The organism is Dactylosporangium siamense (assembly GCF_016862795.1).
In the GTDB taxonomy this organism is placed as follows: domain Bacteria; phylum Actinomycetota; class Actinomycetes; order Mycobacteriales; family Micromonosporaceae; genus Dactylosporangium; species Dactylosporangium siamense.
Window position 1 is genome coordinate 1 of sequence record NZ_BONQ01000177.1, and the last position, 20,941, is coordinate 20,941.

18 protein-coding genes and 3 pseudogenes are annotated in these 20,941 nt (G+C 73.5%); 17 read left to right on the forward strand and 4 right to left on the reverse strand.

Going from position 1 to position 20,941, the window contains the following annotated elements:
- Positions 1-322 (reverse strand): annotated as a pseudogene (locus tag Dsi01nite_RS51865) (hypothetical protein); the annotation flags it as partial.
- Between the two features lie 117 nt (positions 323-439).
- On the opposite strand from Dsi01nite_RS51865, the gene Dsi01nite_RS58775 reads away from it, so the two are divergent.
- Together Dsi01nite_RS58775 and Dsi01nite_RS51875 are read left to right on the forward strand one after the other, a co-directional pair.
- The gene (locus Dsi01nite_RS58775; protein ID WP_308442155.1) at positions 440-1,672 is read left to right on the forward strand and encodes a tetratricopeptide repeat protein; all 1,233 of its coding nucleotides are present in this window, start codon (positions 440-442) and stop codon (positions 1,670-1,672) included.
- On the forward strand, positions 1,665-2,684 hold the full coding sequence (locus Dsi01nite_RS51875) for an HAD-IIA family hydrolase (protein ID WP_203853920.1): 1,020 nt from the start codon (positions 1,665-1,667) through the stop codon (positions 2,682-2,684). The genes Dsi01nite_RS58775 and Dsi01nite_RS51875 overlap by 8 nt, the downstream gene beginning before the upstream one ends.
- Before the next feature lie 72 nt (positions 2,685-2,756).
- Here the strand turns inward: Dsi01nite_RS51875 and Dsi01nite_RS51880 are convergent, their stop codons facing one another.
- Positions 2,757-3,095, reverse strand: coding sequence for an SCP2 sterol-binding domain-containing protein (locus Dsi01nite_RS51880; RefSeq protein WP_203853921.1), 339 nt, complete (start codon positions 3,093-3,095; stop codon positions 2,757-2,759).
- Between the two features lie 126 nt (positions 3,096-3,221).
- Here Dsi01nite_RS51880 and Dsi01nite_RS51885 point away from each other — a divergent pair, with 126 nt between their 5' ends.
- The 7 genes and pseudogenes from Dsi01nite_RS51885 to Dsi01nite_RS59080 form a co-directional block, all read left to right on the forward strand.
- Complete coding sequence (locus Dsi01nite_RS51885) at positions 3,222-3,926, forward strand: phasin family protein (RefSeq protein WP_203853922.1); 705 nt, start codon at positions 3,222-3,224, stop codon at positions 3,924-3,926.
- Positions 3,927-3,943: 17 nt separating this feature from the next.
- Positions 3,944-4,138, forward strand: a complete 195-nt coding sequence (locus Dsi01nite_RS51890) for a hypothetical protein (protein ID WP_239137059.1) — start codon at positions 3,944-3,946, stop codon at positions 4,136-4,138.
- On the forward strand, positions 4,138-4,938 hold the full coding sequence (locus Dsi01nite_RS51895; RefSeq protein ID WP_203853924.1) for a TlyA family RNA methyltransferase: 801 nt from the start codon (positions 4,138-4,140) through the stop codon (positions 4,936-4,938). Before Dsi01nite_RS51890 ends, Dsi01nite_RS51895 begins: the two co-directional genes overlap by 1 nt.
- Positions 4,935-5,828 (forward strand): NAD kinase, encoded by an 894-nt coding sequence (locus Dsi01nite_RS51900; RefSeq protein ID WP_203853925.1) that lies wholly within the window; start codon positions 4,935-4,937, stop codon positions 5,826-5,828. Before Dsi01nite_RS51895 ends, Dsi01nite_RS51900 begins: the two co-directional genes overlap by 4 nt.
- Before the next feature lie 39 nt (positions 5,829-5,867).
- The gene (gene recN, locus Dsi01nite_RS51905; protein WP_203853926.1) at positions 5,868-7,625 is read left to right on the forward strand and encodes a DNA repair protein RecN; all 1,758 of its coding nucleotides are present in this window, start codon (positions 5,868-5,870) and stop codon (positions 7,623-7,625) included.
- Positions 7,626-7,783: 158 nt separating this feature from the next.
- Positions 7,784-8,560, forward strand: a complete 777-nt coding sequence (locus Dsi01nite_RS51910) for an MOSC domain-containing protein (protein ID WP_239137060.1) — start codon at positions 7,784-7,786, stop codon at positions 8,558-8,560.
- A 51-nt stretch (positions 8,561-8,611) separates the two neighbouring features.
- A pseudogene (locus tag Dsi01nite_RS59080) lies at positions 8,612-9,064 on the forward strand (DedA family protein); the annotation flags it as partial.
- Positions 9,065-9,214: 150 nt separating this feature from the next.
- On the opposite strand, the gene Dsi01nite_RS59085 reads toward Dsi01nite_RS59080, so the two are convergent.
- Entirely contained in the window at positions 9,215-9,607 is a 393-nt protein-coding gene (locus Dsi01nite_RS59085; RefSeq protein WP_373318958.1) for a PASTA domain-containing protein, read from the reverse strand.
- 15 nt (positions 9,608-9,622) lie between these two features.
- Here Dsi01nite_RS59085 and steA point away from each other — a divergent pair, with 15 nt between their 5' ends.
- The 8 genes and pseudogenes from steA to Dsi01nite_RS51955 all read left to right on the forward strand — a co-directional run bounded on the left by steA (position 9,623) and on the right by Dsi01nite_RS51955 (position 20,357).
- Positions 9,623-10,795 (forward strand): putative cytokinetic ring protein SteA, encoded by a 1,173-nt coding sequence (gene steA, locus Dsi01nite_RS51920; protein ID WP_203853928.1) that lies wholly within the window; start codon positions 9,623-9,625, stop codon positions 10,793-10,795.
- Positions 10,796-10,835: 40 nt separating this feature from the next.
- Positions 10,836-11,789: a copper transporter gene (locus Dsi01nite_RS51925; RefSeq protein WP_203853929.1), complete on the forward strand. Its 954-nt coding sequence runs from the start codon at positions 10,836-10,838 to the stop codon at positions 11,787-11,789.
- Positions 11,790-12,210: 421 nt separating this feature from the next.
- Positions 12,211-12,921 (forward strand): annotated as a pseudogene (locus Dsi01nite_RS51930) (hypothetical protein); the annotation flags it as partial.
- Positions 12,922-13,157: 236 nt separating this feature from the next.
- The gene (gene murJ / locus Dsi01nite_RS51935; RefSeq protein WP_239137062.1) at positions 13,158-14,756 is read left to right on the forward strand and encodes a murein biosynthesis integral membrane protein MurJ; all 1,599 of its coding nucleotides are present in this window, start codon (positions 13,158-13,160) and stop codon (positions 14,754-14,756) included.
- Positions 14,757-14,759: 3 nt separating this feature from the next.
- Positions 14,760-15,854 carry a glycosyltransferase family 4 protein gene (locus tag Dsi01nite_RS51940; protein WP_239137064.1) on the forward strand — a complete coding sequence of 365 codons (1,095 nt, stop codon included), beginning with the start codon at positions 14,760-14,762 and terminating at the stop codon, positions 15,852-15,854.
- Complete coding sequence (locus Dsi01nite_RS51945) at positions 15,854-17,950, forward strand: hypothetical protein (protein WP_203853930.1); 2,097 nt, start codon at positions 15,854-15,856, stop codon at positions 17,948-17,950. The genes Dsi01nite_RS51940 and Dsi01nite_RS51945 overlap by 1 nt, the downstream gene beginning before the upstream one ends.
- A 70-nt stretch (positions 17,951-18,020) precedes the next feature.
- Positions 18,021-19,730 carry a CTP synthase gene (gene pyrG, locus Dsi01nite_RS51950; protein WP_203853931.1) on the forward strand — a complete coding sequence of 570 codons (1,710 nt, stop codon included), beginning with the start codon at positions 18,021-18,023 and terminating at the stop codon, positions 19,728-19,730.
- A 42-nt stretch (positions 19,731-19,772) separates the two neighbouring features.
- Positions 19,773-20,357 (forward strand): NUDIX domain-containing protein, encoded by a 585-nt coding sequence (locus tag Dsi01nite_RS51955; RefSeq protein WP_203853932.1) that lies wholly within the window; start codon positions 19,773-19,775, stop codon positions 20,355-20,357.
- 43 nt (positions 20,358-20,400) lie between these two features.
- Here Dsi01nite_RS51955 and Dsi01nite_RS51960 read toward each other — a convergent pair whose 3' ends face one another.
- Positions 20,401-20,874, reverse strand: coding sequence for an anthrone oxygenase family protein (locus tag Dsi01nite_RS51960; protein ID WP_203853933.1), 474 nt, complete (start codon positions 20,872-20,874; stop codon positions 20,401-20,403).
- Between the last annotated feature and the right edge of the window lie 67 nt (positions 20,875-20,941).

Here is a 20,941-nt window from a genome sequence, read left to right on the forward strand (position 1 = left end):
CCCGCGTGGCGACCGTGGTGACCGCCCCGGCTTCCGGGCCGGCGGCGACCGGGGCGAGCGTCCGGGTGGCTCCCGTGACCGCGACGACCGTGGTGACCGTCCCGGTTTCCGCGACCGGGGCGACCGGGGCGAGCGTCCGGGAGGCTTCCGGGACCGTGACGGTGGGCCGCGCGCCGGTGGGTACCGTGACGGCGGCGGCGAACGGTCCGGCAACTTCCGTGACGACCGGGGTGGTCCCCGCCGCGACCGGGGCGACCGTCCCGGGCAGCGCGACGGCGGGTTCCGGGACCGGGACTCCAGCGGGCGTGGCGCGGGCTTCCAACGGCCCGAGGCGCTGCGGCGCAACGACGCCGGTGGGTACCGGCCGCGGCAGAGCGACCCCGGGTTCGTCGCCGAGGAGGTCGAGGGCGAGGAGACGGTCAGCCGCGTCGCGGACCCGGTGCTCGCCGACGACATCGACCCGTCGGAGCTGGACCGTGAGGTGCGCAGCGAGCTGAGCTCCCTGGCCCGGCCCGTCGCGGAGGAGGTCGCCAAGCGACTCATCGCGACCGGGCAGCTCATCGACGACGACCCGGAGCTCGCGCTCGCCCACGCGCTCGTCGCGCGGCGGAAGGCGTCGCGCATCGCGGTGGTGCGGGAGGCCGCGGGGCTTGCCGCGTACCACGCCGGGGAGTGGCAGACCGCGCTCGGTGAGCTGCGGACGTATCACCGGATGACGGGACGGCAGACGCACATCGCGGTCATCGCCGACTGTGAGCGGGCCCTGGAACGGCCGGAGAAGGCGATCGACCTCTTCCGGACCGCGGACCGGGAGAAGCTGACCGCCGAGGAGATCGTCGAGCTGCTCATCGTCGCGGCCGGGGCCCGGGGCGACATGGGCCAGCACGACGCTGCCGTGGCGATGCTGCAGGTGCGGGAGCTGACGTCGGCACCTGACGCGGTGTGGGCGGCGCGGCTTCGGTACGCGTACGCCGACGCGCTCCTGCGTGCCGGTCGCCGGGAAGAGGCCCGCGAGTGGTTCGCGCGTGCCGCCGACCTCGACGAGGACCTGGCCACGGACGCGGCCGAGCGGCTGCTCGAGCTCGACGGCATCGTCCTGGACGACGAGGACGACGACGAGGACCTCGACGCCGCCGCCGGTGACGAGGACGACGACCGCGACGACCGCGACCGCGACGAAGAGGACGACCGCGACGAGGACGACGAAGACGACGCGGACGACTACGACGACGAAGACGAAGACGAAGACGCGGACGACGATGACGACCGCGACGACGAAGACGACTACGACGACGAAGACGAAGACCGCGACGACGAAGAAGACGAAGAAGACGACCGCGACGAGGACGAAGACGACGCGGACGACTACGACGACGAAGACGACGAAGACGACGAAGACGCGGACGATGACGACGACCGCGACGACGAAGACGACTACGACGACGAGGACGACGAAGAGGGCGACGCCGCGGACGACGACCGTGACGGCGACGCACCCGGCGGCGAAGGCGGGGACGACGACCGGGTGACCGGCGCGTCGCGTACCGACGACCACAACGACGACACGGACGGCGACGGCGAGACCGACGACGACCGTGACGGCGACGCCACCCCCTCGACCGGCGGCCAGGCCGACGGCGACGGCGACGACAGCGGGACCAAGCGTGCCTGACACGACCACCCCGACCCCCGCCGGCGACACCGCCGGCGGGGACCTCGTCAGCCACTACGACCTGGTCATCTTCGACCTCGACGGGGTGCTGTACCTGGTCGATCAGGTGATCCCGGGCGCCGCCGAGGCGTGTGCGCGGTTGCGTGAGCGGGGCGTGCCCAGTGCGTACGCCACCAACAACGCCTCCAGGCTGCCCGGTGACGTGGCGGCGCTGCTGACGAGGATCGGCATCCCCGCGGAGGTGCGGGAGGTGGTCACGTCCGCGCACGCGACCGCGTTGCTGCTCGCCGAGCGGTTCGCGGCGGGCACGCCCGTGCTGATCCTCGGTGCGCCCGCGCTGCAGGAGGAGGTCAGGGCCGTGGGGCTCAGGCCGGTCACCGAGGCGCTCGAGGCCGAGGTGGTCGTGCAGGGGTACGGGCCGGACGTCGCCATGCGCGACCTCGCCGACGCGTCGGTGGCGATCCGGGCCGGCGCGACGTGGATCGCGACGAACGCCGACAAGACGCTGCCGTCGCCGCGGGGGCCGCTGCCCGGCAACGGCTCGCTGGTCGCGGCCCTCGCGACGGCGCTCGGACGGCAGCCGGACACCATCGTCGGCAAGCCGGACCCGACGCTGTTCCTCGAGGCGGCCCGGGAACGGGCGGCCACGCACCCGATCGTGGTCGGGGACCGGCTCGACACGGACATCGAGGGCGCGTACCGGGCGGGCATGGACAGCCTGCTCGTCCTCACCGGGGTCAGCGACGCCGCTGAGCTCCTGGCCGCGCCGGTCGAGCGGCGGCCCACGTTCGTCGCCGAGGACCTCGCGGGGCTGTTCGAGGCGCCGCCGGCCGCGGGGACGAACCAGTGGCGGGTCGAGGACCACGGCGACCAGTGGGAGCTGACCGGCGACGGCCGGCGCATCGACGCGTTGACCGCGCTGTGCGCGGTGGCGTGGGCGGCCGGCGAGGTCCGGCCGGTGACGGCGACGGGTGAGGCGGCGGAAGCGGCGCTGAGCTGGATGAAGCTCTAGAGTCTCCGCGGAGTCTCAGCAGCCGGCTGAAGCTCCAGAGTCTCCGCGGAGTCTCAGCAGCCGGCTGAAGGTCTACAGGAGCTTGCGGAGTTTCAGCAGGTCGAACACCCCGGCGTCGATCTTGATGCGACCACCGGTCCAGGCCTGCATGACGTTGAGCTCACCGTTGACGAGGGCGACGAGGTCGTCGCTCGTCGAGGTGAGCTTGATCTTCGCGCGGGGGTCGTCGCCGTCGGTGAGGCCGGAGATCTGCCCGCCCTGCAGCTGGCCGTGGAACGCGACGTCCAGGTCCGTGATCCGGCAGGCGAGGGAACGGTCGAAGTCGAGCTTCTCCCTGGCCGCCGCGGCGTTCTCGGCCAGCCGGGCCGCGAGTTTCTGCAGCGCCGCGCGGCATTCCTCAACCGTGGCCATGTTTCCCCCCGTTTCCGTGCATCCAAATGTCCAATGCGGACACTTGGATTGTGACCGTACCGTACGGCGTCACGGACCGCCCGGTAGCGTGAACAGCGGTACACCACTTGGAGGAGAGGCGCAAGCATGGCTCAGGAAGCCTGGCGGGCATACCTGGAACTGGCGTACGGCATGACCGAGGCGACGACCAAGAAGGCGACCAAGACGGTCCGCAAGCTCGTCGGCCGCAGCGGCGCGACGGCGGAGCAGCTGCAGGTGATGGCCGAGGACCTGGTGAAGGCCGGCACGGCCAACCGTGAGGCGGTGACCAAGCTCGTCCGCTACGAGCTGGACCGCGCCCTCGGCGCCGTCGGTCTCGCCACCGCCGAGGAGGTCGCGGGGCTGACCACCCGCGTGCACGAGCTCGAGGCGCAGCTCAAGGCGGCGTCGGTGGCCACGCCCGCGCCGGCGGTGGAGCCGGAGCCGGCGCTGCCGGTCGGCGCCGAGATCGTCGAGACCTCCGACGCGCCCGCCGTCGCCGCGGCGAAGAAGACGGTGGCGAAGCGGACCGTGGCGAAGAAGACCGCGGCGCCGACGCCGGCGAAGACCGCGGCTCCGGCTCCCGCGAAGACCGCGGCGCCGGCGAAGACCGCGCCGGCCGCGAAGGCGGCGCCGGCTACGAAGGCGGCGCCGGCTGCGAAGACCGCGCCGGCTACGAAGGCGGCGCCGGTCAAGCGCAGCGGCCCGGCGAAGAAGGCGGCGGCGAAGGCGGCCGTGGACAAGATCGCCGAAGCGTCCGACGTGGCGCCTGTGAAGAAGGCCACGCCCCGCAAGCGGGCGGCGTCCTCGTGAGCGTCACGCCCGGTCCCGTGCCTGGTCACGCCCCCGGCCCCACGCCCGGTGCGCTGCCGGGCCCGCCGGGTGCGGCGACACTCGGCCGGGTCGAGGCGGCGGTCGAGGCGTTGAACGGGGTAGCGTCGCTGCCGTTGCAGCGGCAGGTTTCGGTGTACGCCGACGCCCACCGCACGTTGCAGGAGACGTTGGGCACGATCGAGGAACGGTGATGGCGCGGCGGACACGACTCGATGCCGAGCTGGTGCGCCGCGGCCTGGCCCGATCGAGGGAGCAGGCGGCCGCGTTGATCGCCGAGGGACGCGTCGAGGTGCGGGGCGTCCTGGCCGCGAAGGCCGCCGCCCAGGTCGACCCCGCCGACGCGGTCCACGTCCTGGGCGAGTCGACCGGCGACGACTACGTGTCACGGGGCGGGCACAAGCTCGCCGGCGCCCTCGACGCGTTCGAGGCGTTGTCCGTGCAGGGGCGGCGGTGTCTCGACGCGGGCGCGTCCACGGGCGGCTTCACCGACGTGCTCCTGCGCCGGGGCGCCGCCCGCGTCGCGGCGGTCGACGTCGGCTACGGCCAGATCGCCTGGTCCCTGCGCACCGACGCGCGGGTGACGGTGATCGAACGGACCAACGTGCGCACCCTGACCCCGGAGCAGATCGACGGGCCCGCCGACCTGACCGTCGCCGACCTGTCCTTCATCTCCTTGCGACTGGTGCTGGCAGCGCTCGCCGCCTGCACGGCGCCTGACGGCGATCTCGTGCCGATGGTGAAGCCGCAGTTCGAGGTGGGCCGGGAACGGGTCGGCGAGGGTGGCGTGGTGCGGGACCCGGCGCTGCGGGCGGAGGCGGTGCTGGACGTGGCCGCCGCCGCGGCGCAGCTCGGTCTCGGCGTCGCCGGGGTCACGGTCAGCCCGCTGCCGGGTCCTTCCGGCAACGTCGAGTTCTTCCTGTGGCTGCGTCATGACGCGCCGCCGGTGTCGCCCGACGCGGTGCACGCCTGTGTCGGGGGGTTCCTGCAGTGAGCGATCGCGAGGCGTTGCTGGTCACCCACACGGGGAAGCGCAGCAACAACGAGCATGCCCGCACCGTGGCCGCCGACCTTCTCGCGGCGGGCTTCACCGTGCGGGTCCTCGCCGAGGAGGCCGGCGAGCTCGACATCCCCCGCGCGGTGCCGGTGAGCGGCGAGACCGCCGCGCAGGGCGTCGAGATCGTGTTCGCGCTCGGCGGCGACGGCACCCTGCTGCGGGCGGCGGAGCTGGCCCGGCCGGCGAAGGCGCCGTTGCTCGGCATCAACCTCGGCAAGGTCGGCTTCCTCGCCGAGGCCGAGATCGGCGACGTCGACAAGGCGGTGCGGGAGGTCGTCGAGGGCACGTACACCGTCGACGAACGGCTCACGATCGACGTCTTCGCCGAGCACGACGGCCGGCCCGTCGGCTCCTCGTGGGCGCTCAACGAGGCGACCGTGGAGAAGGGCGCCCGGGAGAAGATGCTGGAGCTGCTCGTCGAGGTCGACGGCCGGCCCCTGTCCCGGTACGGCTGCGACGGTGTCGTGTGCGCCACGCCGACGGGTTCGACGGCATACGCGTTCTCCGCCGGCGGCCCGGTCGTCTGGCCGGAGCTGGAGGCGCTGCTGCTGGTGCCGATCAGCGCGCACGCGTTGTTCAGCCGCCCCCTGGTGATCGCGCCCTCGTCGACGATCACGATCAACGTCGAGCCGTTCACCAGCTTCGCGCTGCTGTCCTGCGACGGCCGCCGGGTCATGGACCTCGCCCCCGGATCGACGGTCACCGTCCGGAGGGGCGCGCTACCCGTTCGAGTGGTACGGCTGCGTGAGCGACCGTTCACGGACCGCCTCGTGGCGAAGTTCGCCCTGCCGGTCGATGGTTGGAGACACAACAAACGGCACGGCTGAGTGGAGAAGTGTCGTACCGCGCGGCTAGTGTCTCTGGTTGTGCTGGAGGAACTCCGCATTACCGGACTCGGCGTGATCGAAGACGCCACCCTGCCCCTCGGACCGGGCCTGACCGTCATCACGGGCGAGACAGGCGCGGGTAAGACCATGGTCGTGACGAGCCTCGGCCTGCTGTTCGGCGGTCGCGCCGACGCCGGCCGGGTCCGTGCCGACCCTGGTCGGGCCACCGTCGACGGCCGCGTCAAGCTGCCCGCGCACCTGCGCGCGGCGGTCGAGAGCCGCATCCTGGACGCCGGCGCCGAGGTCGACGACGACGGCACCCTGCTGATGAGCCGCACCCTGACGGCCGAGGGCCGGTCCCGGGCGCACGTCGGCGGTCGCACCGTGCCCGTCGCGGTCCTCGCCGAGGTCGGCGAGCGGGTCTTCGCCCTGCACGGCCAGTCCGACCAGCTGCGGCTGCTGCGCCCGGCCGAGCAGCGGGCCGCCCTGGACCGCTACGCGGGGCCGGAGCACGAGAAGCTGCTCGGACGGTTCGCGGAGCTGTATACGCGCTGGCGCGCCGTCGAGGACGACCTGGCCGACCGCCGCGCCAACGCCCGGCAGCGCAGCCAGGAGGCGGACCTGCTCCGCCTCGGCCTCGACGAGATCAGCCGCGTCGACCCGCAGCCCGGCGAGGACGAGCTGCTGCGTGAGGAGGCCCAGCGGCTCGAGCACGTCGAGGGCCTGCGCAGCGCCGCCCAGCTCGCCCACGTCTCCCTGACCGGCACCGGCGACGGCGACGACGTCACCGACGTGCTGAGCCTGCTGTCCACGGCCCGGCGCACCCTCGAGGCGCAGACGAGCGTCGACCGGGTCCTCGGTGAGCTCGCCGCCCGCCTCGACGAGGTCGCCACCCTCGCGGGTGACGTGTCCACCGAGCTCGGCAGCTACCTCGCGTCGCTGGACGCCGACCCGGGCCGCCTCCAGGAGGTCTACGAGCGCCGCGCCGCGCTGCGCACGCTCACCCGCAAATACGCCGAGGACGTCGACGGTGTCGTCGCCTGGGCCGACCGGGCCCGCACCAAGCTCGGCGAGCTCGACACCTCCGACGAGCTCCTCGAGGAGCTCGACAAGGAACGCCGCCGGCTGCACGGCGAGGTCGCCGAGGTCGCCGCCACGCTGTCCGCGGCCCGTCAGGAGGCGGCCGGCAGGTTCGCCGCCGACGTGACCGTCGAGCTGGCCGGCCTCGCCATGCCGCACGCCCGCATCCACGTCGTCGTCGGCCCGAAGCCCGCCGGTGGCGGCCCCACCGTCCCCACCGCCGACGGCACGGACGCGGGCGTCGGGCCGGACGGCGCCGACGACATCGAGCTGCGCCTCCTGCCGCACCCCGGCGCCCCCGCCCAGCCCCTGCAGAAGGGCGCCTCCGGCGGCGAGCTGTCCCGCGTCATGCTGGCCATCGAGGTCGTCTTCGCCGGCGTCGGCGGCCCCCCGACCCTGGTCTTCGACGAGGTCGACGCGGGCGTCGGCGGCACCGCCGCGGTCGAGATCGGCAAGCGGCTCGCCCGCCTCGCCCGCGACCACCAGGTCCTCGTGGTGACGCACCTGCCGCAGGTGGCCGCGTTCGCCGACCGGCACCTCGTGGTCGCCAAGGACACCGGCGGCGCGGTCACCACCAGCGGGGTCCGGGTCGTGGAGCACACCGACCGGGCCCGGGAGCTGGCCCGGATGCTGGCCGGCCTGCCGGACTCGGATCTCGGCATCGCGCACGCGGAGGAGCTGCTGTCGGTCGCCGACCGGGAGAAGTCCCACCACTGACACCGCGCGGCCGCCGTGGCGTGAAGTTGTGCCACGGCGGCGCGTGTTGTGCGCCGGGGGCGGTGTTCGCCTTTTCGTGGGCCGGTGTTCCGTTCTTCGCGGGCCAGTGGCTCGTGTCGCGGCGGCGGGTGCCGGATGCGGATCGTGGGGAGTGGTGGGTGCGGGCGGCGAGGATCTGGCGGTACCCGATGAAGTCGGCGGGCGGAGAGCAGCTCTCCGAGGTCGACGTCGCCCCGGACGGGCTGGTGGGCGACCGGCGGTGGGCGTGCGTCGACGCCGACGGGGTTGTCGTCAGCGCGAAGCAGCCGCGGCTCTGGGAGCGGCTGCTGCAGGTCACCGTGCGTGGCGACGGGGTGCGGCTGCCCGACGGCAGGACCGCGGTCCTCGACCGGGACGGCGTCGCCGACGCCGGTGCGCTGCTGTCGTCGTGGCTGGGGCGGGCGGTGACGGTGACCGACGTGGTGCCGGAAGGGGCCGTGCTGCACCGGTTCTGGCCGCGGGAACCCGGCATGATCCCCTCCTGGGCGGCCGGGGCGGAGGCCGGCAGTGACGTGCTCAGCACGATCGGCAGCGGACGGTTCCACGACTTCGGCGCCGTGCACGCCGTGACGACCGGCGCGCTGGACCGGCTCGCCGAGGTGCACGGCGCGCCCGTCGACCACCGGCGGTTTCGGCCCAACCTCCTGCTCGACCTGCCGGACGACCCGGCGCCGGGGGACGTGGTGCAGGTCGGCGGGGTGCGCCTGCGGGTGCGGGTGCCGACGCCGCGGTGCGTGGTGCCGTCGCTGGGGCACGGGGGCGGTGCGGGTGACACCGGGCTGCTGCGGACCCTGGCGAAGCACTACCGGATGCCGGTGGGGCAGTTCGGGACGGCGGCGTGTTTCGGCTGGTACGCGATCGTCGAGCAGGCGGGACGTATCGAAACCGACGGGTGACGGTCGTCCGCGCGACGGTCGGTGTTCGGCCCGTCGCGGGACAGTCGGGCGATGGTCGTTGAGTCGGTCACGGCGACGCCGTGGGTGGTGCTGGTCGTGTTCGTGGTGGCGGCCCTCGACGCGGTCGTGCCGCTGTCGCCGAGCGAGTCGACGCTGATCGCGGTCTCCGTGCTGTCGGCGCAGACGGGGCGGCCGGCGATCTGGCTGGTCATCGTCGCGGCGGCGGCCGGGGCGTTCGCGGGGGACCTGGTGTCGTTCCGCATCGGGGTCAGGGCCGGGGCGGGAGTGCTGCGCCGGCTGCGGACCAGGCGGCGGGGGCTGCAGGTGTACACCTGGGCCCACCGCACCCTGACCGTCCGCGGCTGGCAGGTGCTGGTGTTCGCGAGGTACCTGCCCGGCGGGCGGTCGGCCTCGGCACTGGCCGCCGGTGTGGTGGGCTACCCGGCGGGGCGGTTCCGGGCGTGGACGGCCGTCGGGGTGAGCGTGTGGGCCTGCATGGCGGGGTTCATCGGGTACGGCTGCGGGAGGCTCCTGGACGGGCGGATGTGGCAGGCGCTGCTGCTCGCGTACGTGGGCGCGGCGTCGCTGCTCGTGATCGCCGAGGTGCTCAGGCGGGTCACGTCCCGCGACGCTGACGCGTTCGGGCGGGTCGGGTCACGCGACGCCGACGAGGAGGTTGACCCTGGTCCCGCGTGGGGCGACGGTGAGCGGCAGGGTCGACTGCTCCAGCACGATCATGCTGCCGCTGGGTCCGACCTCGCGGATCACCCCGAGCTCGAGCCCGGCGGCGCGCAGCTCGGTGGCGGCCTCGGTGGGCGACTTCCCGGTGAGGTTGGGCACGAGGGTCAGGCTGATCGACGAGAGGTTCACAGCGGCACTCCTTCCGATGCGTACACGGACAAGAGGCACCCGGGGCCGTCGTGAATACGCGGGAAATGTGTCGCCTGGCTGACAGTACAAGAAGGTGACGGGCGTCACCCTTTGCGCGAAAAGTGGCGTTCCACCTGCTAGTGGACATGTCGTGTCCGGCTTTTGTCGGGGGTCCATGCCAGGATGGTTGAGATGCGACTTCCAACCTTGCGCCGCACCCGGCCCGCCGAGCCGGGTGTCATCGGTGGCGTCGTGCGGCTGGATCGGCGGACCAAACGCTTGGTGGGACGGCTGCGGCCCGGTGAGATCGCGGTCATCGACCACGTCGACCTCGACCGTGTCGCGGCCGACTCGCTCGTCGCGGCCGGGGTCGCGGCCGTGCTCAACGCGAAGCCGTCGGTGTCGGGCCGCTATCCCAACCTGGGGCCGGAAGGCCTGATCAAGGCCGGGATCCCGCTCGTGGACGACCTCGGTGAGGAGCTGTTCGACCGGCTCCGCGAGGGTGAGTCCGTCCGCATCGAGGGTGACACCGTATATGTCGGTGACGACGCGGTCGCCAAGGGTCAGCGGCAGGACGCCGAGACGGTCGCGCTGTCGATGGCCGACGCCCGGGAGGGCCTGTCGGTGCAGTTGGAGGCGTTCGCCGCCAACACGATGGAGTATCTGAAGCAGGAGCGCGCGCTGCTGCTCGACGGCGTCGGCGTGCCCGAGATCCAGACCGAGATCGCCGGGCGGCACTGCCTGATCGTGGTCCGGGGCTATGACTACAAGGCCGACATCGACGTGCTGCGGCCGTATATCCGCGAGTACAAGCCCGTGCTGATCGGGGTCGACGGCGGTGCCGACGCGCTCGTCGAGGCCGGCTACACGCCCGACATGATCATCGGCGACATGGACTCGGTCTCCGACGACGTGCTGCGCTGCGGCGCCGAGGTCGTCGTGCACGCGTATCCCGACGGGCGGGCCCCCGGGCTGGCCCGGGTGCAGCGGCTCGGCGTCGAGGCGATCACGTTCCCGGCGGCGGCGACGAGCGAGGACATCGCGATGCTGCTCGCCGACGAGAAGGGCGCGTCCCTGCTCGTGGCGGTCGGCACCCACAACACCCTCATCGAGTTCCTCGACAAGGGTCGCGGCGGCATGGCCTCCACCTTTCTCACCCGGCTCAAGCTCGGTGGCAAACTGGTGGACGCCAAGGGCGTCAGCCGGCTCTACCGGCAGAGTCTGTCGGGCTCGTCGCTGGTCCTGCTGCTGGCCTCGGCGATCGCCGCGATGGCGGCGGCGCTCGCGGTGACGACGATCGGCCGGGCCTATCTGAGCGTCATCGCCGAGTGGTGGGACAACCTGATCTTCACGCTGTTCTCCTAGTGCCGTTGCCTGGCGCTGTTTCTCCTGGACGGGACCGACCTTGATCAACTTCCGGTACCACGTGGTGTCGCTGGCCGCCGTCTTCCTGGCGCTGGCCATCGGCCTCGTCGTCGGGACCGCGGCGGCGAACGGGCCGCTCGCCGAGAACCTCAACGACCAGGTCAACAAGATCACTGACGAGAAGGAACAGCTGCGCGACGACCTGGACCAGTCGCGGGCCGAGCTGAAGAAGAACTCGGACTTCGCCACCGAGGTCGCCCCGATGCTGCTCAACGGCAAGCTCACCGGCCACACCGCCCTGCTCGTGAAGATCGAGGGCAACGACAAGGACGTCGACACCGCCGCCGACGGCATCACCACCATGCTGCAGACCGCCGGCGCCAAGCTCACCGGCACGGTCACGATCAAGGAGAAGTTCACCGCCGCGGCCAGCGACAACACGCTGCTGGACCTCGCCGAGTCCACGGCGCCCCCCGCCATCAGCGGCGCCCTGCCGAACAACGGCAAAGGCCAGGAGGCCTCCGCCGCCCTGCTCGCCGCGGTCCTCGTCGCCGACAAGGCCGGCACGCCGCAGGTCGACGGCACCCGGAAGGTCCTGTCCGCGTATCAGAGCGGCGGCTACATCGGTCTCGACGGTGACCTGAAGACCCCCGCCGACGTGGTCATCGTCGTCGCCGGGGCGCCCGCCACCGGCAAGGACGCCAAGGAGCGCAACGCCGCCGCGCTGACCGTCGTCAGCCGCCTCGACGTCGCCCTCTCCGGCGACGTGGTCGTGGCCGGCCTGTCGGCCAACGGCCTGGTGTCCTCGGTCCGCGACGACGCCTCGATCGCCAAGGACGTGTCCACCGTGGACAACGCCGTCACCGCCTACGGCCAGGTCGCCGCGGTCATGGCCCTCGTCGAACGGCTCGGCGGCAAGACCGGCCACTATGGCATCGGCAGCGGCGCCACCAGCCTGCTGCCCAAGACGGCGAGCGCGGCCAGTGGTTCGTAAGCTGCTCGCCGCCGTCGCCGGGGCGGCCGCCGCCCAGGCCGTGCTGCGCGAGCTGCGCGGCCTGCCGGCCCTGGACCGCACCAACTTCCGCGGCCGCACCGTCTCCCTCGCGGGCGGCCCTGCCCTCGCCGCCGGCGCCGCCGCGGGCGCGGTCCTGGGCGCGGCCGGGCGCTCCGGGAGCCGCCGAGAGGACAGCCAGGGGGGCCGCCGAGAGGGCAGCCGGAGGACGACCCGCGAGACCATCGCCGCGGGCGCCACGGCGGGTGCCGCTGCGGGCGCCACCACCGCCGGCGACACCGCGGGCGCGGTCCTGGGCGCGGCCGGGCGCTCGGGGAGCCGTCAGGCGCCGGGATATCGGAACCGGGATGGCGGGCGGATCACGGCGGCTGAGGTGGGTGCCGCCGGTGGGCTGCCTGCTTCCATGCACCGTACCCCCCGCCACCTAATTGACCTTGAGTCGCGTAGTGCCTCGGTGACACCGGGTGCGGGCGCCCGGCGGCGGGTGGTGCGGACCGGGCGCGGACCTCGGGTGATGGGGGCCGTGGCGGTTGCCGGGCTCGGTGCGGGTGCGGTCGGATTCTACGACGACCTCGTCGGTGGGCGGCCCGAGCACGCGGCCAAAGGGTTCCGGGGGCACCTCGGGGCGCTCAAGGAGGGGCGGGTCACCAGCGGCCTGGTCAAGATCGTCGGGGTCGGGGCGGCCGGGGTGGTCGCCGCCGCGTTGCTGCCCCGGCGGCGGGTGGTCGACGTGCTGCTCGGGGCCGGGGTCATCGCGGGGACGGCGAACCTGTTCAACCTGCTCGACCTGCGGCCCGGGCGGGCGATCAAGGCCGGGATGCTGGTCGGGGCGCCCCTGGCGGTCGGTCAGGGCGGGGGCGCGGCGGCCGGGGCGCTCGGCGCGGCCGGGGCGCTGCTCGCGGCGGACCTCGGCGAGGAGATCATGCTCGGCGACGCCGGGGCGAACGCGCTCGGGGCGGTGCTCGGGACCGCGTACGTGGCCCGCACCGGCACCTGGGGGCGCCTGGCCGCGCTCGCCGGGCTCGTCGCGTTGACCGCGGCCAGTGAGAAGGTCAGCTTCACCCAGGTCATCGAGAAGACGCCGGCGCTGCGGGCGATCGACCAGTTCGGCCGCCTGCGCCCCACGACGCTTCCGGCCAGACCCGCACCGGCCACGGACGAGCCGACGCCGGATCCGCAAAGCCCAAGCCGGCAAGACCAAAGCCGGAGCCGGCAAGACCAAAGCCAGCAAGACCAGCACGACCAAGAGCCGCAGGATCAAAGCCAGCAGGACCAGAGCGAGCAGGACCAGAGCCGGCACGCCGAGGTGCAGGCCAAGGGCAAGCCGTCGCCGAGACCGCGTCGCGACGGGTGACCGGAAAGCGGCTCGTCGGGGCCGCGGCAGTCGTCGCGGCGCTCACCATGCTGAGCCGACTTGCCGGATTTGCGCGCATTCTGGTGTTCAACGGGTCCGTGGGGCCGACGTACCTCGGTAACGCGTACACGGCCGCCAACACCATCCCGAACATCATCTTCGAGCTCGTCGCCGGTGGAGCCCTCGCGAGTCTCGTCGTGCCGCTGCTCGCCGGGGCGGTCGCACGGCAGGACCGGCAGCAGGTGGCGCGGACCGTGTCGGCGCTGCTCGGCTGGGTCGTCGTGATCCTCGTCCCGCTCGCGGTGCTCGTGGCGCTGCTGGCCCGGCCGCTCGTCGGGCTGCTGATGCCGGGCCAGCCGCACGCGGCCGTCGACGCGGGGACGGACATGCTGCGGGTGTTCGCGCCGCAGTTGCCGCTGTACGGCATCGGCATCGTCCTGACGGGCACCCTGCAGACGTACCGCCGCTTCGCCTGGCCGGTCATCGCGCCGCTGCTGTCGAGCCTGACCGTGATGGCGGTGTACGTGACGTTCGGAGCCCTGGCCGGACGCGGGGCGGACATCGTCGGCGGCGGGAAGCAGGTCGACGACGCCGACCTGTGGCTGCTGTCCGGCGGGACGACCCTGGCCGTGGCGGTGCTCACGCTGAGCCTGCTCATCCCGCTGAGCCGGCTCCGGCTGCGAATCCGCCCGACGTTGCGGTTCGACACCCACGAGGTGCGCGCGCTCAAGCCGCTCGTCGTCGCCGGGATCGTCACCGTCGGCAGCCAGCAGCTGGTGCTGGGGCTCGCGATCGCGTTGAGCGGGTACGCGGGCAAGGGCGTCGTCGTCGTCTACAGCCTCGCCCAGACGATCTTCCTGCTGCCGTGGGCGGTCCTGGCCGTGCCGGTGGCGACGACCGCGTACCCGGCACTGGCCGAAGCCGGCGCCGACGGGACGGAGGGCCGGGACCGGTTCGCCGCGGTGCTGGCCCCGGCGGTGCGCACCGTCGTGGTGCTGACCAGCCTCGGCGCGGCGGCCCTGGTCGTGCTCGCGGAGCCGGTCGCGGTGATCCTCGCCGAGCTGTCGTCGGAGCCGCCGGACGTCGGGCAGCTGGCCGGCGGCATCACCTGGTTCGCGCCGGGGCTGCTCGGCTACGGGCTGTTCGCGCTGCTGTCCCGGGCCCTGTACGCGGGCGGGCACGCGTACGCGGCGGCCTGGGCGACCGGGTTCGGCTGGGCCGTCGCCGCCGCCACCGCCGTGCCGCTCGCCGCCGGGTTGCCCCTCGATCGGCGGGTCGCGGCGATCGCGGCGGCCAACTCGATCGGCATGCTCGTGCTCGGGGCCGCCCTGGCCCTCGCCGTCCGCGCGAGGGCCGGTGGTGACGCGATGGCCGGCGCCGGGCGTACCGTCGCGGCGGCCGTCGCATCGGCGGCCGTCGCGGCGACCGTGGCATTGACGATCAGGCATCTGCTGTGGGGCGGCGGGACCCCCGATGTCCCCGGGGCGGTCGCACAGGGCATGCTGTGCGGAGTCGCGGTGGCGGTGGTGTTCCTCGCCGGGGTGGCGGTCACGGACCGGCGGACCCTGCAGCGGCTCATACACAGGAGGGGCTGAGGGGTGGGCGCCCGCATCGCGTTGGTCCTGGCGTCGAGCACGGGCGGCGTCGGCCGGCACGTCGGCATGCTCGTCGACGGCCTCGTCGCGCACGGTGCCGACGTCAGCGTGCACGGCCCCGCCGCGACCGACACCCAGTTCGGCTTCAGCGGCCGGGGCGCCCAGTTCGTGCCGGTCGAGATCCCGGCCAGCCCCCAACCGGGTGACGTCCTCGCCGTCCGGGCGCTGCGCAGGTCGCTCAAGGACGTGACCGTCATCCACGCGCACGGGCTGCGCGCCGGGTTCGTCGCCGGGCTCGCCCGCCCCACCGGCACCCCGCTCGTCGTCACCTGGCACAACCTGGTCCTGGCGCAGGGCCTGCGGGCGAAGCTCTACCACCCCCTGGAACGGCGGGTCGCCCGCGCCGCCGACGTGACCCTCGGCGTGTCGACGGACCTCGTGGAGCGGGCCCGCGAGCTCGGCGGCCGGGACGTGCGCCTCGCGCTCGTGCCCGCCCCGGTGCTTCCCGCCGCGACCCGTAGCCGGGACGAGATGCGCGAGGAGCTCGGTGTGGAGCCGGGCCAGCCGCTCCTCCTCGCCGTCGGCCGGCTGCACCCGCAGAAGGGCTTCGAGACCCTCGTCGCGGCCAAGTGGTCCTCGGATGAACAACGGCCGCAGCCGTTCGTGGCGATCGCCGGCAGCGGCCCCTCGTACATGACCCTGGCGCAGCGCATCTCCGCCGAGCACGCGCCGGTGCACCTGCTCGGCTACCGCGACGACATCCCGGACCTGCTCGCCGCCGCCGACCTGGTCGTGGTGACCAGCGTGTGGGAGGGGCAGCCGCTGTTCGTGCAGGAGACCCTGGCCGCCGGGGTGCCGCTGCTCGCGACCGCCGTCGGCGGGATACCGGAGGTGGTCGGCGACGGCGCGCGGCTGGTCGAGCCGCACGACGTCGAAGGGTTCACCGCCGCCGCGGAGGCGCTGCTCGCCGACCCGGCCGCGCTGCGGGAGCTCGGGCGGCGGGGCCTGGCCCGGGCGGCGACCTGGCCGACCGAACGCGACACGTTGGAACAGGTCGAGGCGGTGTACGCGCAGGTGCGCTCCCGCGGGGGGCCTTGATGCGGCACCGGCTGCATCGCTCCACCCCGGCGCTGCTGTCCCTGCTCGTCGGGGTCCTCGCCCTCCTCGCGCTGATCCCGCGGCCCGACTCGGCCACGGCGCGGCCGTCCGCCGACTACGTGATCATCGTCGGGGTCGCCGGGCTGCGCTGGGACGACGTGAACCCGACCGACACCCCGACGATGTGGCAGCTGGCGCAGGACGGCGCGATCGGCGCGCTGTCGGTGCGTTCCGCGCGGCGGGTCACCTGCGCCGGTGACGGCTGGCTCACGCTCGGCGCCGGCAACTACGCGACGTACACGAGCGGCCCCATCACGTCCGAGTGCCCGCCCCTCGCCGTGTCGATCACGCCGGACGGGACGAAGACCGGCGCGTCGCTGCCGGACCACGACGGGGTCGTGGCGAAGAACCGGGCGCTGCACTGGGGCGCCCAGCCGGGTGCCCTCGCCGAGGGGGTGCGCTGCACCACCGCCGTCGGGCCGGGGGCGGCCGTCGCCGCGGCCAGGCCGTACGGGCGGGTCGACCGGTACGCCGACACCGTCGACGAGGACGTGCTGTCGGCGTGCGCGTTGACGCTCGTCGACCTCGGCCAGATCGCCGGGGACGACGCCACGTCCCGCGCCGGCGACGCCCGCCGCGCCGACGCGGCCCTCGCCACGGTCATCGCGGCCCGGCCGGCCCGGGCCGTGGTCGTGCTCGCCGGCCTGTCCGACCTGGACGCCGGCACCCGCCTGCACGTCGCGATCGCGCAGGGCCCCGGCTACACGGGCGGCTGGCTCACCTCGCCGTCGACGTCCCGGCCCGGCTACGTGCAGGTCGTCGACCTGGCCCCGACCGCCCTCGCCGCCCTGGACCGGCCGATCCCCGGCAAGCTGTTCGCCGGTGGCGCGGCCACGATGAGCGACGGCCGGCCCGCCTCGGTCGGGCGGGCCGTCGAGCGGCTCGCCGACGCCGACCGGGAGGCCAGCGTCCAGCAGCGGGTCGGCTCCACGTTCTTCACGCTGCTCGTCGTCGCCGAACTGGCCCTGTTCGTGCTGGTCGTGCCGTTGCTGCGGTGGGCCCGGCGGCCGGCGGGGCCGGTCGCGCACCCGCCGGCGCCGCGGGTCGTCGTGCGCGCCGCCGAGGTGCTGCTCATCGCGGCGTCGCTGGCGGTGCCGGCGGCGCTCGTCGCGGACCTGCTGCCGTGGTGGCGGTGGTCGTCGCCGGGGCTCGGGTTCGCCGGTGTGACCCTCGCCGCTCTCGCTGTCGCGACCCTCGTCATCGCGTGGTCATCGTCGCGGAGCCGGGCCAACGCGCCGCTCGGCGGGGTCGCCGCCGTCGGTGCCCTCGCCGTCACGCTCGACGTGCTCACCGGGGCGCGGCTGCAGCTCAACGGCGTCGCCGGCTACTCCGCCGCGGCCGGCGGCCGCTACGCCGGGGTCGGCGTCATCGGCCTCGGGCTGCTCGTCACCGGGGTCCTGCTCGGCGGTGCCAGCCTCGCCCAGCGGTTCGAGCGGCGCTGGCGCCCGTTCGTCATGGCCGTCGTCGGCGCGGTCGGGATGATCGTCATCGGCAGCCCGTACCTCGGCGCCGACGCCTCCGGCGCGGTGGCGCTGACCGCCGGGGTGTGCACGGCCGCGGCCCTCGCCGTCGGCGGGTGGCTGACGATCACCCGGCTGATCTGGGCGGTCGCGGCGGCGCTCGCCGTCACCGCCGGGATCGGGGTGCTGGACCTGTTCCGCCCCGAGGACCAGCGCAGCAGCGTGGGCCGGCTGCTGGTGCGCACCCAGGACGGCACCGCCGGGTACATCGCCCGGCGCATCGGCGAGGCGAACGTGGTGACGACGGTCACCAGCCCGCTGACGATCCTGGTCATCGGGACCGTCCTCTACGTGACGTTCGTGCTGCTCCGGGACTGGGGCGGGGTCCGCCGGCTGCTCGGGGTGTTCCCGCCGGTCCGTGGCGCCCTGGCCGGGTTGGTGCTGGCCAGCGTGCTCGCGGGGGTCGTGGAAGGGGTGTCGCTCAACGTCCTCGGCGCCGCGCTCGCGACCGCGGCGCCGTTGACCGTCCTGGCGTGTCTGCGGGTCCTGGACCACGCCGACGACCGGACCCGGTGAGCGTCCCAACGGCTGAGCGGCCCGGAGTGTCCGGAGCGGGGCCGTTCACCTGCTGTTAGGCTGAACTCCCGTGGATCGCTCTTCGACACGGACCGGTGCGAGCCGGCAGGCTAAGCACATCTTCGTCACCGGGGGCGTCGCCTCCTCACTCGGCAAGGGTCTGACCGGCTCCAGCCTCGGCAGTCTGCTCAGCGCCCGCGGTCTGCGGGTCGTCATGCAGAAGCTGGACCCGTATCTCAACGTCGACCCCGGGACCATGAACCCGTTCCAGCACGGCGAGGTGTTCGTCACCGAGGACGGCGCCGAGACCGACCTCGACATCGGTCACTACGAGCGGTTCCTGGACCAGGACCTGTCCGGCAACGCCAACGTCACGACCGGCCAGATCTACTCGGCGGTCATCGCCAAGGAACGGCGCGGGGAGTACCTCGGCGACACCGTCCAGGTCATCCCGCACATCACGAACGAGATCAAGGCCCGGATCCGGGCGATGTCGGCCCCCGACGCCGACGGCGTGGCACCCGACGTGATCATCACCGAGGTCGGCGGGACCGTCGGCGACATCGAGTCGCTGCCGTTCCTGGAGGCCATCCGCCAGGTGCGGCACGACATCGGCCGCGACAACTGTTTCTTCCTGCACGTGTCGCTGGTGCCGTACCTCGCGCCGAGCGGCGAGCTGAAGACCAAACCGACCCAGCACTCCGTCGCCGCGCTGCGCAGCATCGGCATCCAGCCCGACGCGCTCGTCTGCCGCTCAGACCGGCAGATCCCGGAGAAGACCAAGAACAAGCTCGCCCTGTACTGCGACGTCGACGCCGAAGCGGTCGTGTCCGCGCCGGACGCGCCGAGCATCTACGACATCCCGCGGGTGCTGCACGAGGAGGGTCTCGACGCCTACGTGGTGCGCCGCCTCGGCCTGTCGTTCCGGGACGTGGCCTGGAAGAAGTGGGACGACCTGCTCGAACGGGTCCACCACCCGCGGCAGACGGTGACCGTCGCGATCGTCGGCAAGTACGTCGACCTGCCCGACGCGTACCTGTCGGTGACCGAGGCGGTCCGCGCCGCCGGGTTCGCGCACCGGGCCCGGGTCGAGATCCGCTGGGTGCCCAGCGACGCCTGCACCACCCCGGCCACCGCCGCCCAGGCCCTCGCCGGCGTCGACGGTGTCGTGATCCCCGGCGGCTTCGGCGTGCGTGGCATCGAGGGCAAGATCGGCGCCGCCCAGTACACCCGGGAGCGCGGCATCCCGACCCTCGGCCTGTGCCTCGGCCTGCAGTGCATGACGATCGAGGTGCTGCGCAACGTCGCCGGCATCGAGGGCGCCAACTCTCTGGAGTTCGACGGCGACGCCACCGACCCGGTCATCTCCACCATGGCGGACCAGGAGGACATCGTCGCGGGCAAGGGCGACCTCGGCGGCACCATGCGCCTCGGCGCGTACCCGGCGGTCCTCGCCCCCGGCACGCTCACCGCGGAGGCCTACGGCGAGCCGGAGGTGTCGGAGCGGCACCGCCACCGGTACGAGGTGAACAACGCCTACCGCGAGGCCATGACCTCCGCGGGGCTGCTGATCTCCGGCACGTCGCCGGACGGGCGCCTGGTCGAGTTCGTCGAGCTGGACCGGGAGCGGCACCCGTTCTTCGTCGCCACCCAGGCGCACCCGGAGCTCAAGAGCCGCCCGACCCGGGCGCACCCGCTGTTCGCGGCGTTCGTCGGCGCCGCGGTCGCGTACAACGCCGCCGACCGGCTGCCCGTCGAGCTGGAAACGGTCGACGCGTGAGCGGTCAGCGCAGCGTCTCGGGCCGCTCACCAGGGGGACAGCATGACGTATGAGGTGTTGTCGCACACCGAGCGCCTGCGCAACAAGGTGTTCGCGATCTTCACCGACGACGTCGTGATGCCCGGTGGTGACACGGCGAAGCGGGACTACATGGTTCACGTCGGTGCGGTCGGTGTCGTCGCCGTCGACACCGCCGGGCGGGTCGCGCTCGTGCGGCAGTACCGGCCGGCGGTGCAGCAGGTGCTGTGGGAGCTTCCCGCGGGGCTGGTCGACGTCGAAGGGGAGCCGCTCGTCGACGCCGCCGCCCGGGAGCTGGCCGAGGAGGTCGATCTCGCGGCCGCGACGTGGGACCTGCTGACCGAGGTGCACCCGTCGCCCGGCTGCTCCAACGAGAAGATCCGGCTCTTCCTGGCCCGGGACATCTCGCCGGTGCCGGACCATGAGCGCCATGCCCGTACCCACGAGGAGGCGGAGATGGAACTGCACTGGGTTGACCTCGACGCTGCGGTGGGGATGGCGCTGAGCGGCGAGATCACCAACGCGGCGTGCCTGGTGGGGGTGCTGGGCGCCGCGCACGCCCGGGACCGCGACTGGAAGACTCTGCGGCCCGCGTCGTCCGCGACCTGACGTTGCATGATCCGGTAGACCTCGGCTGAGGTCTACCGGATCGTCAGGCCCTGATCAGGGCGATCGCCAGGGTGAGCAGCGCGGCGGCCGAGGAGACGGTGCGGACCGTGTTCCAGCGGTTCCAGGACGCCTCGAACACCGCCCGCGCCGCCGCCGGGTCGGTCAGGCCGGCGGCGTCGAGCTGGTTGTTGAGCGGCACGTTGACCGCGGCCGTGACGATGAACACCACGGCGTACAGCAGTGTCGCCGCGATCAGCCACGGCAGCATCGCGCGGTGGGCGCCGCCGAGGTGCAGCAGGACCGCGACGACCGCGGCGACGAGCGCGCCCATGTAGGCGCCGAGGAACCAGCCGTTGAGGATCGACGAGTTGATCTTCTGCATGACGTCGACGAAGGTGCGGTCGTCGACGCGGCGCAGGGCGAGCATGACCGAGGTCGAGTAGGCGAAGAAGACGCCCGCGGACAGGCCGACGAAGAGGGTCGCCGTGGCGAGGACGGCGCTGCGCAACTGTTCCATGCGGTTCAGTCAACCGGGTCGATCGCAGACGGGCCATGGTCGAGCATCGCCGATGCATATGTCATCG

Excerpts from the sequence above, each read along its gene's own strand:
- Dsi01nite_RS51880 (WP_203853921.1), bottom strand. The coding sequence starts at position 3,095 with ATGGCCACGGTTGAGGAATGCCGCGCGGCGCTGCAGAAACTCGCGGCC.
- Dsi01nite_RS51885 (WP_203853922.1), top strand. The coding sequence starts at position 3,222 with ATGGCTCAGGAAGCCTGGCGGGCATACCTGGAACTGGCGTACGGCATG.
- Dsi01nite_RS51895 (WP_203853924.1), top strand. The coding sequence starts at position 4,138 with ATGGCGCGGCGGACACGACTCGATGCCGAGCTGGTGCGCCGCGGCCTG.
- Dsi01nite_RS59085 (WP_373318958.1), bottom strand. The coding sequence starts at position 9,607 with ATGGACCCCCGACAAAAGCCGGACACGACATGTCCACTAGCAGGTGGA.
- steA (WP_203853928.1), top strand. The coding sequence starts at position 9,623 with ATGCGACTTCCAACCTTGCGCCGCACCCGGCCCGCCGAGCCGGGTGTC.
- Dsi01nite_RS51945 (WP_203853930.1), top strand. The coding sequence starts at position 15,854 with ATGCGGCACCGGCTGCATCGCTCCACCCCGGCGCTGCTGTCCCTGCTC.
- Dsi01nite_RS51955 (WP_203853932.1), top strand. The coding sequence starts at position 19,773 with ATGACGTATGAGGTGTTGTCGCACACCGAGCGCCTGCGCAACAAGGTG.
- Dsi01nite_RS51960 (WP_203853933.1), bottom strand. The coding sequence starts at position 20,874 with ATGGAACAGTTGCGCAGCGCCGTCCTCGCCACGGCGACCCTCTTCGTC.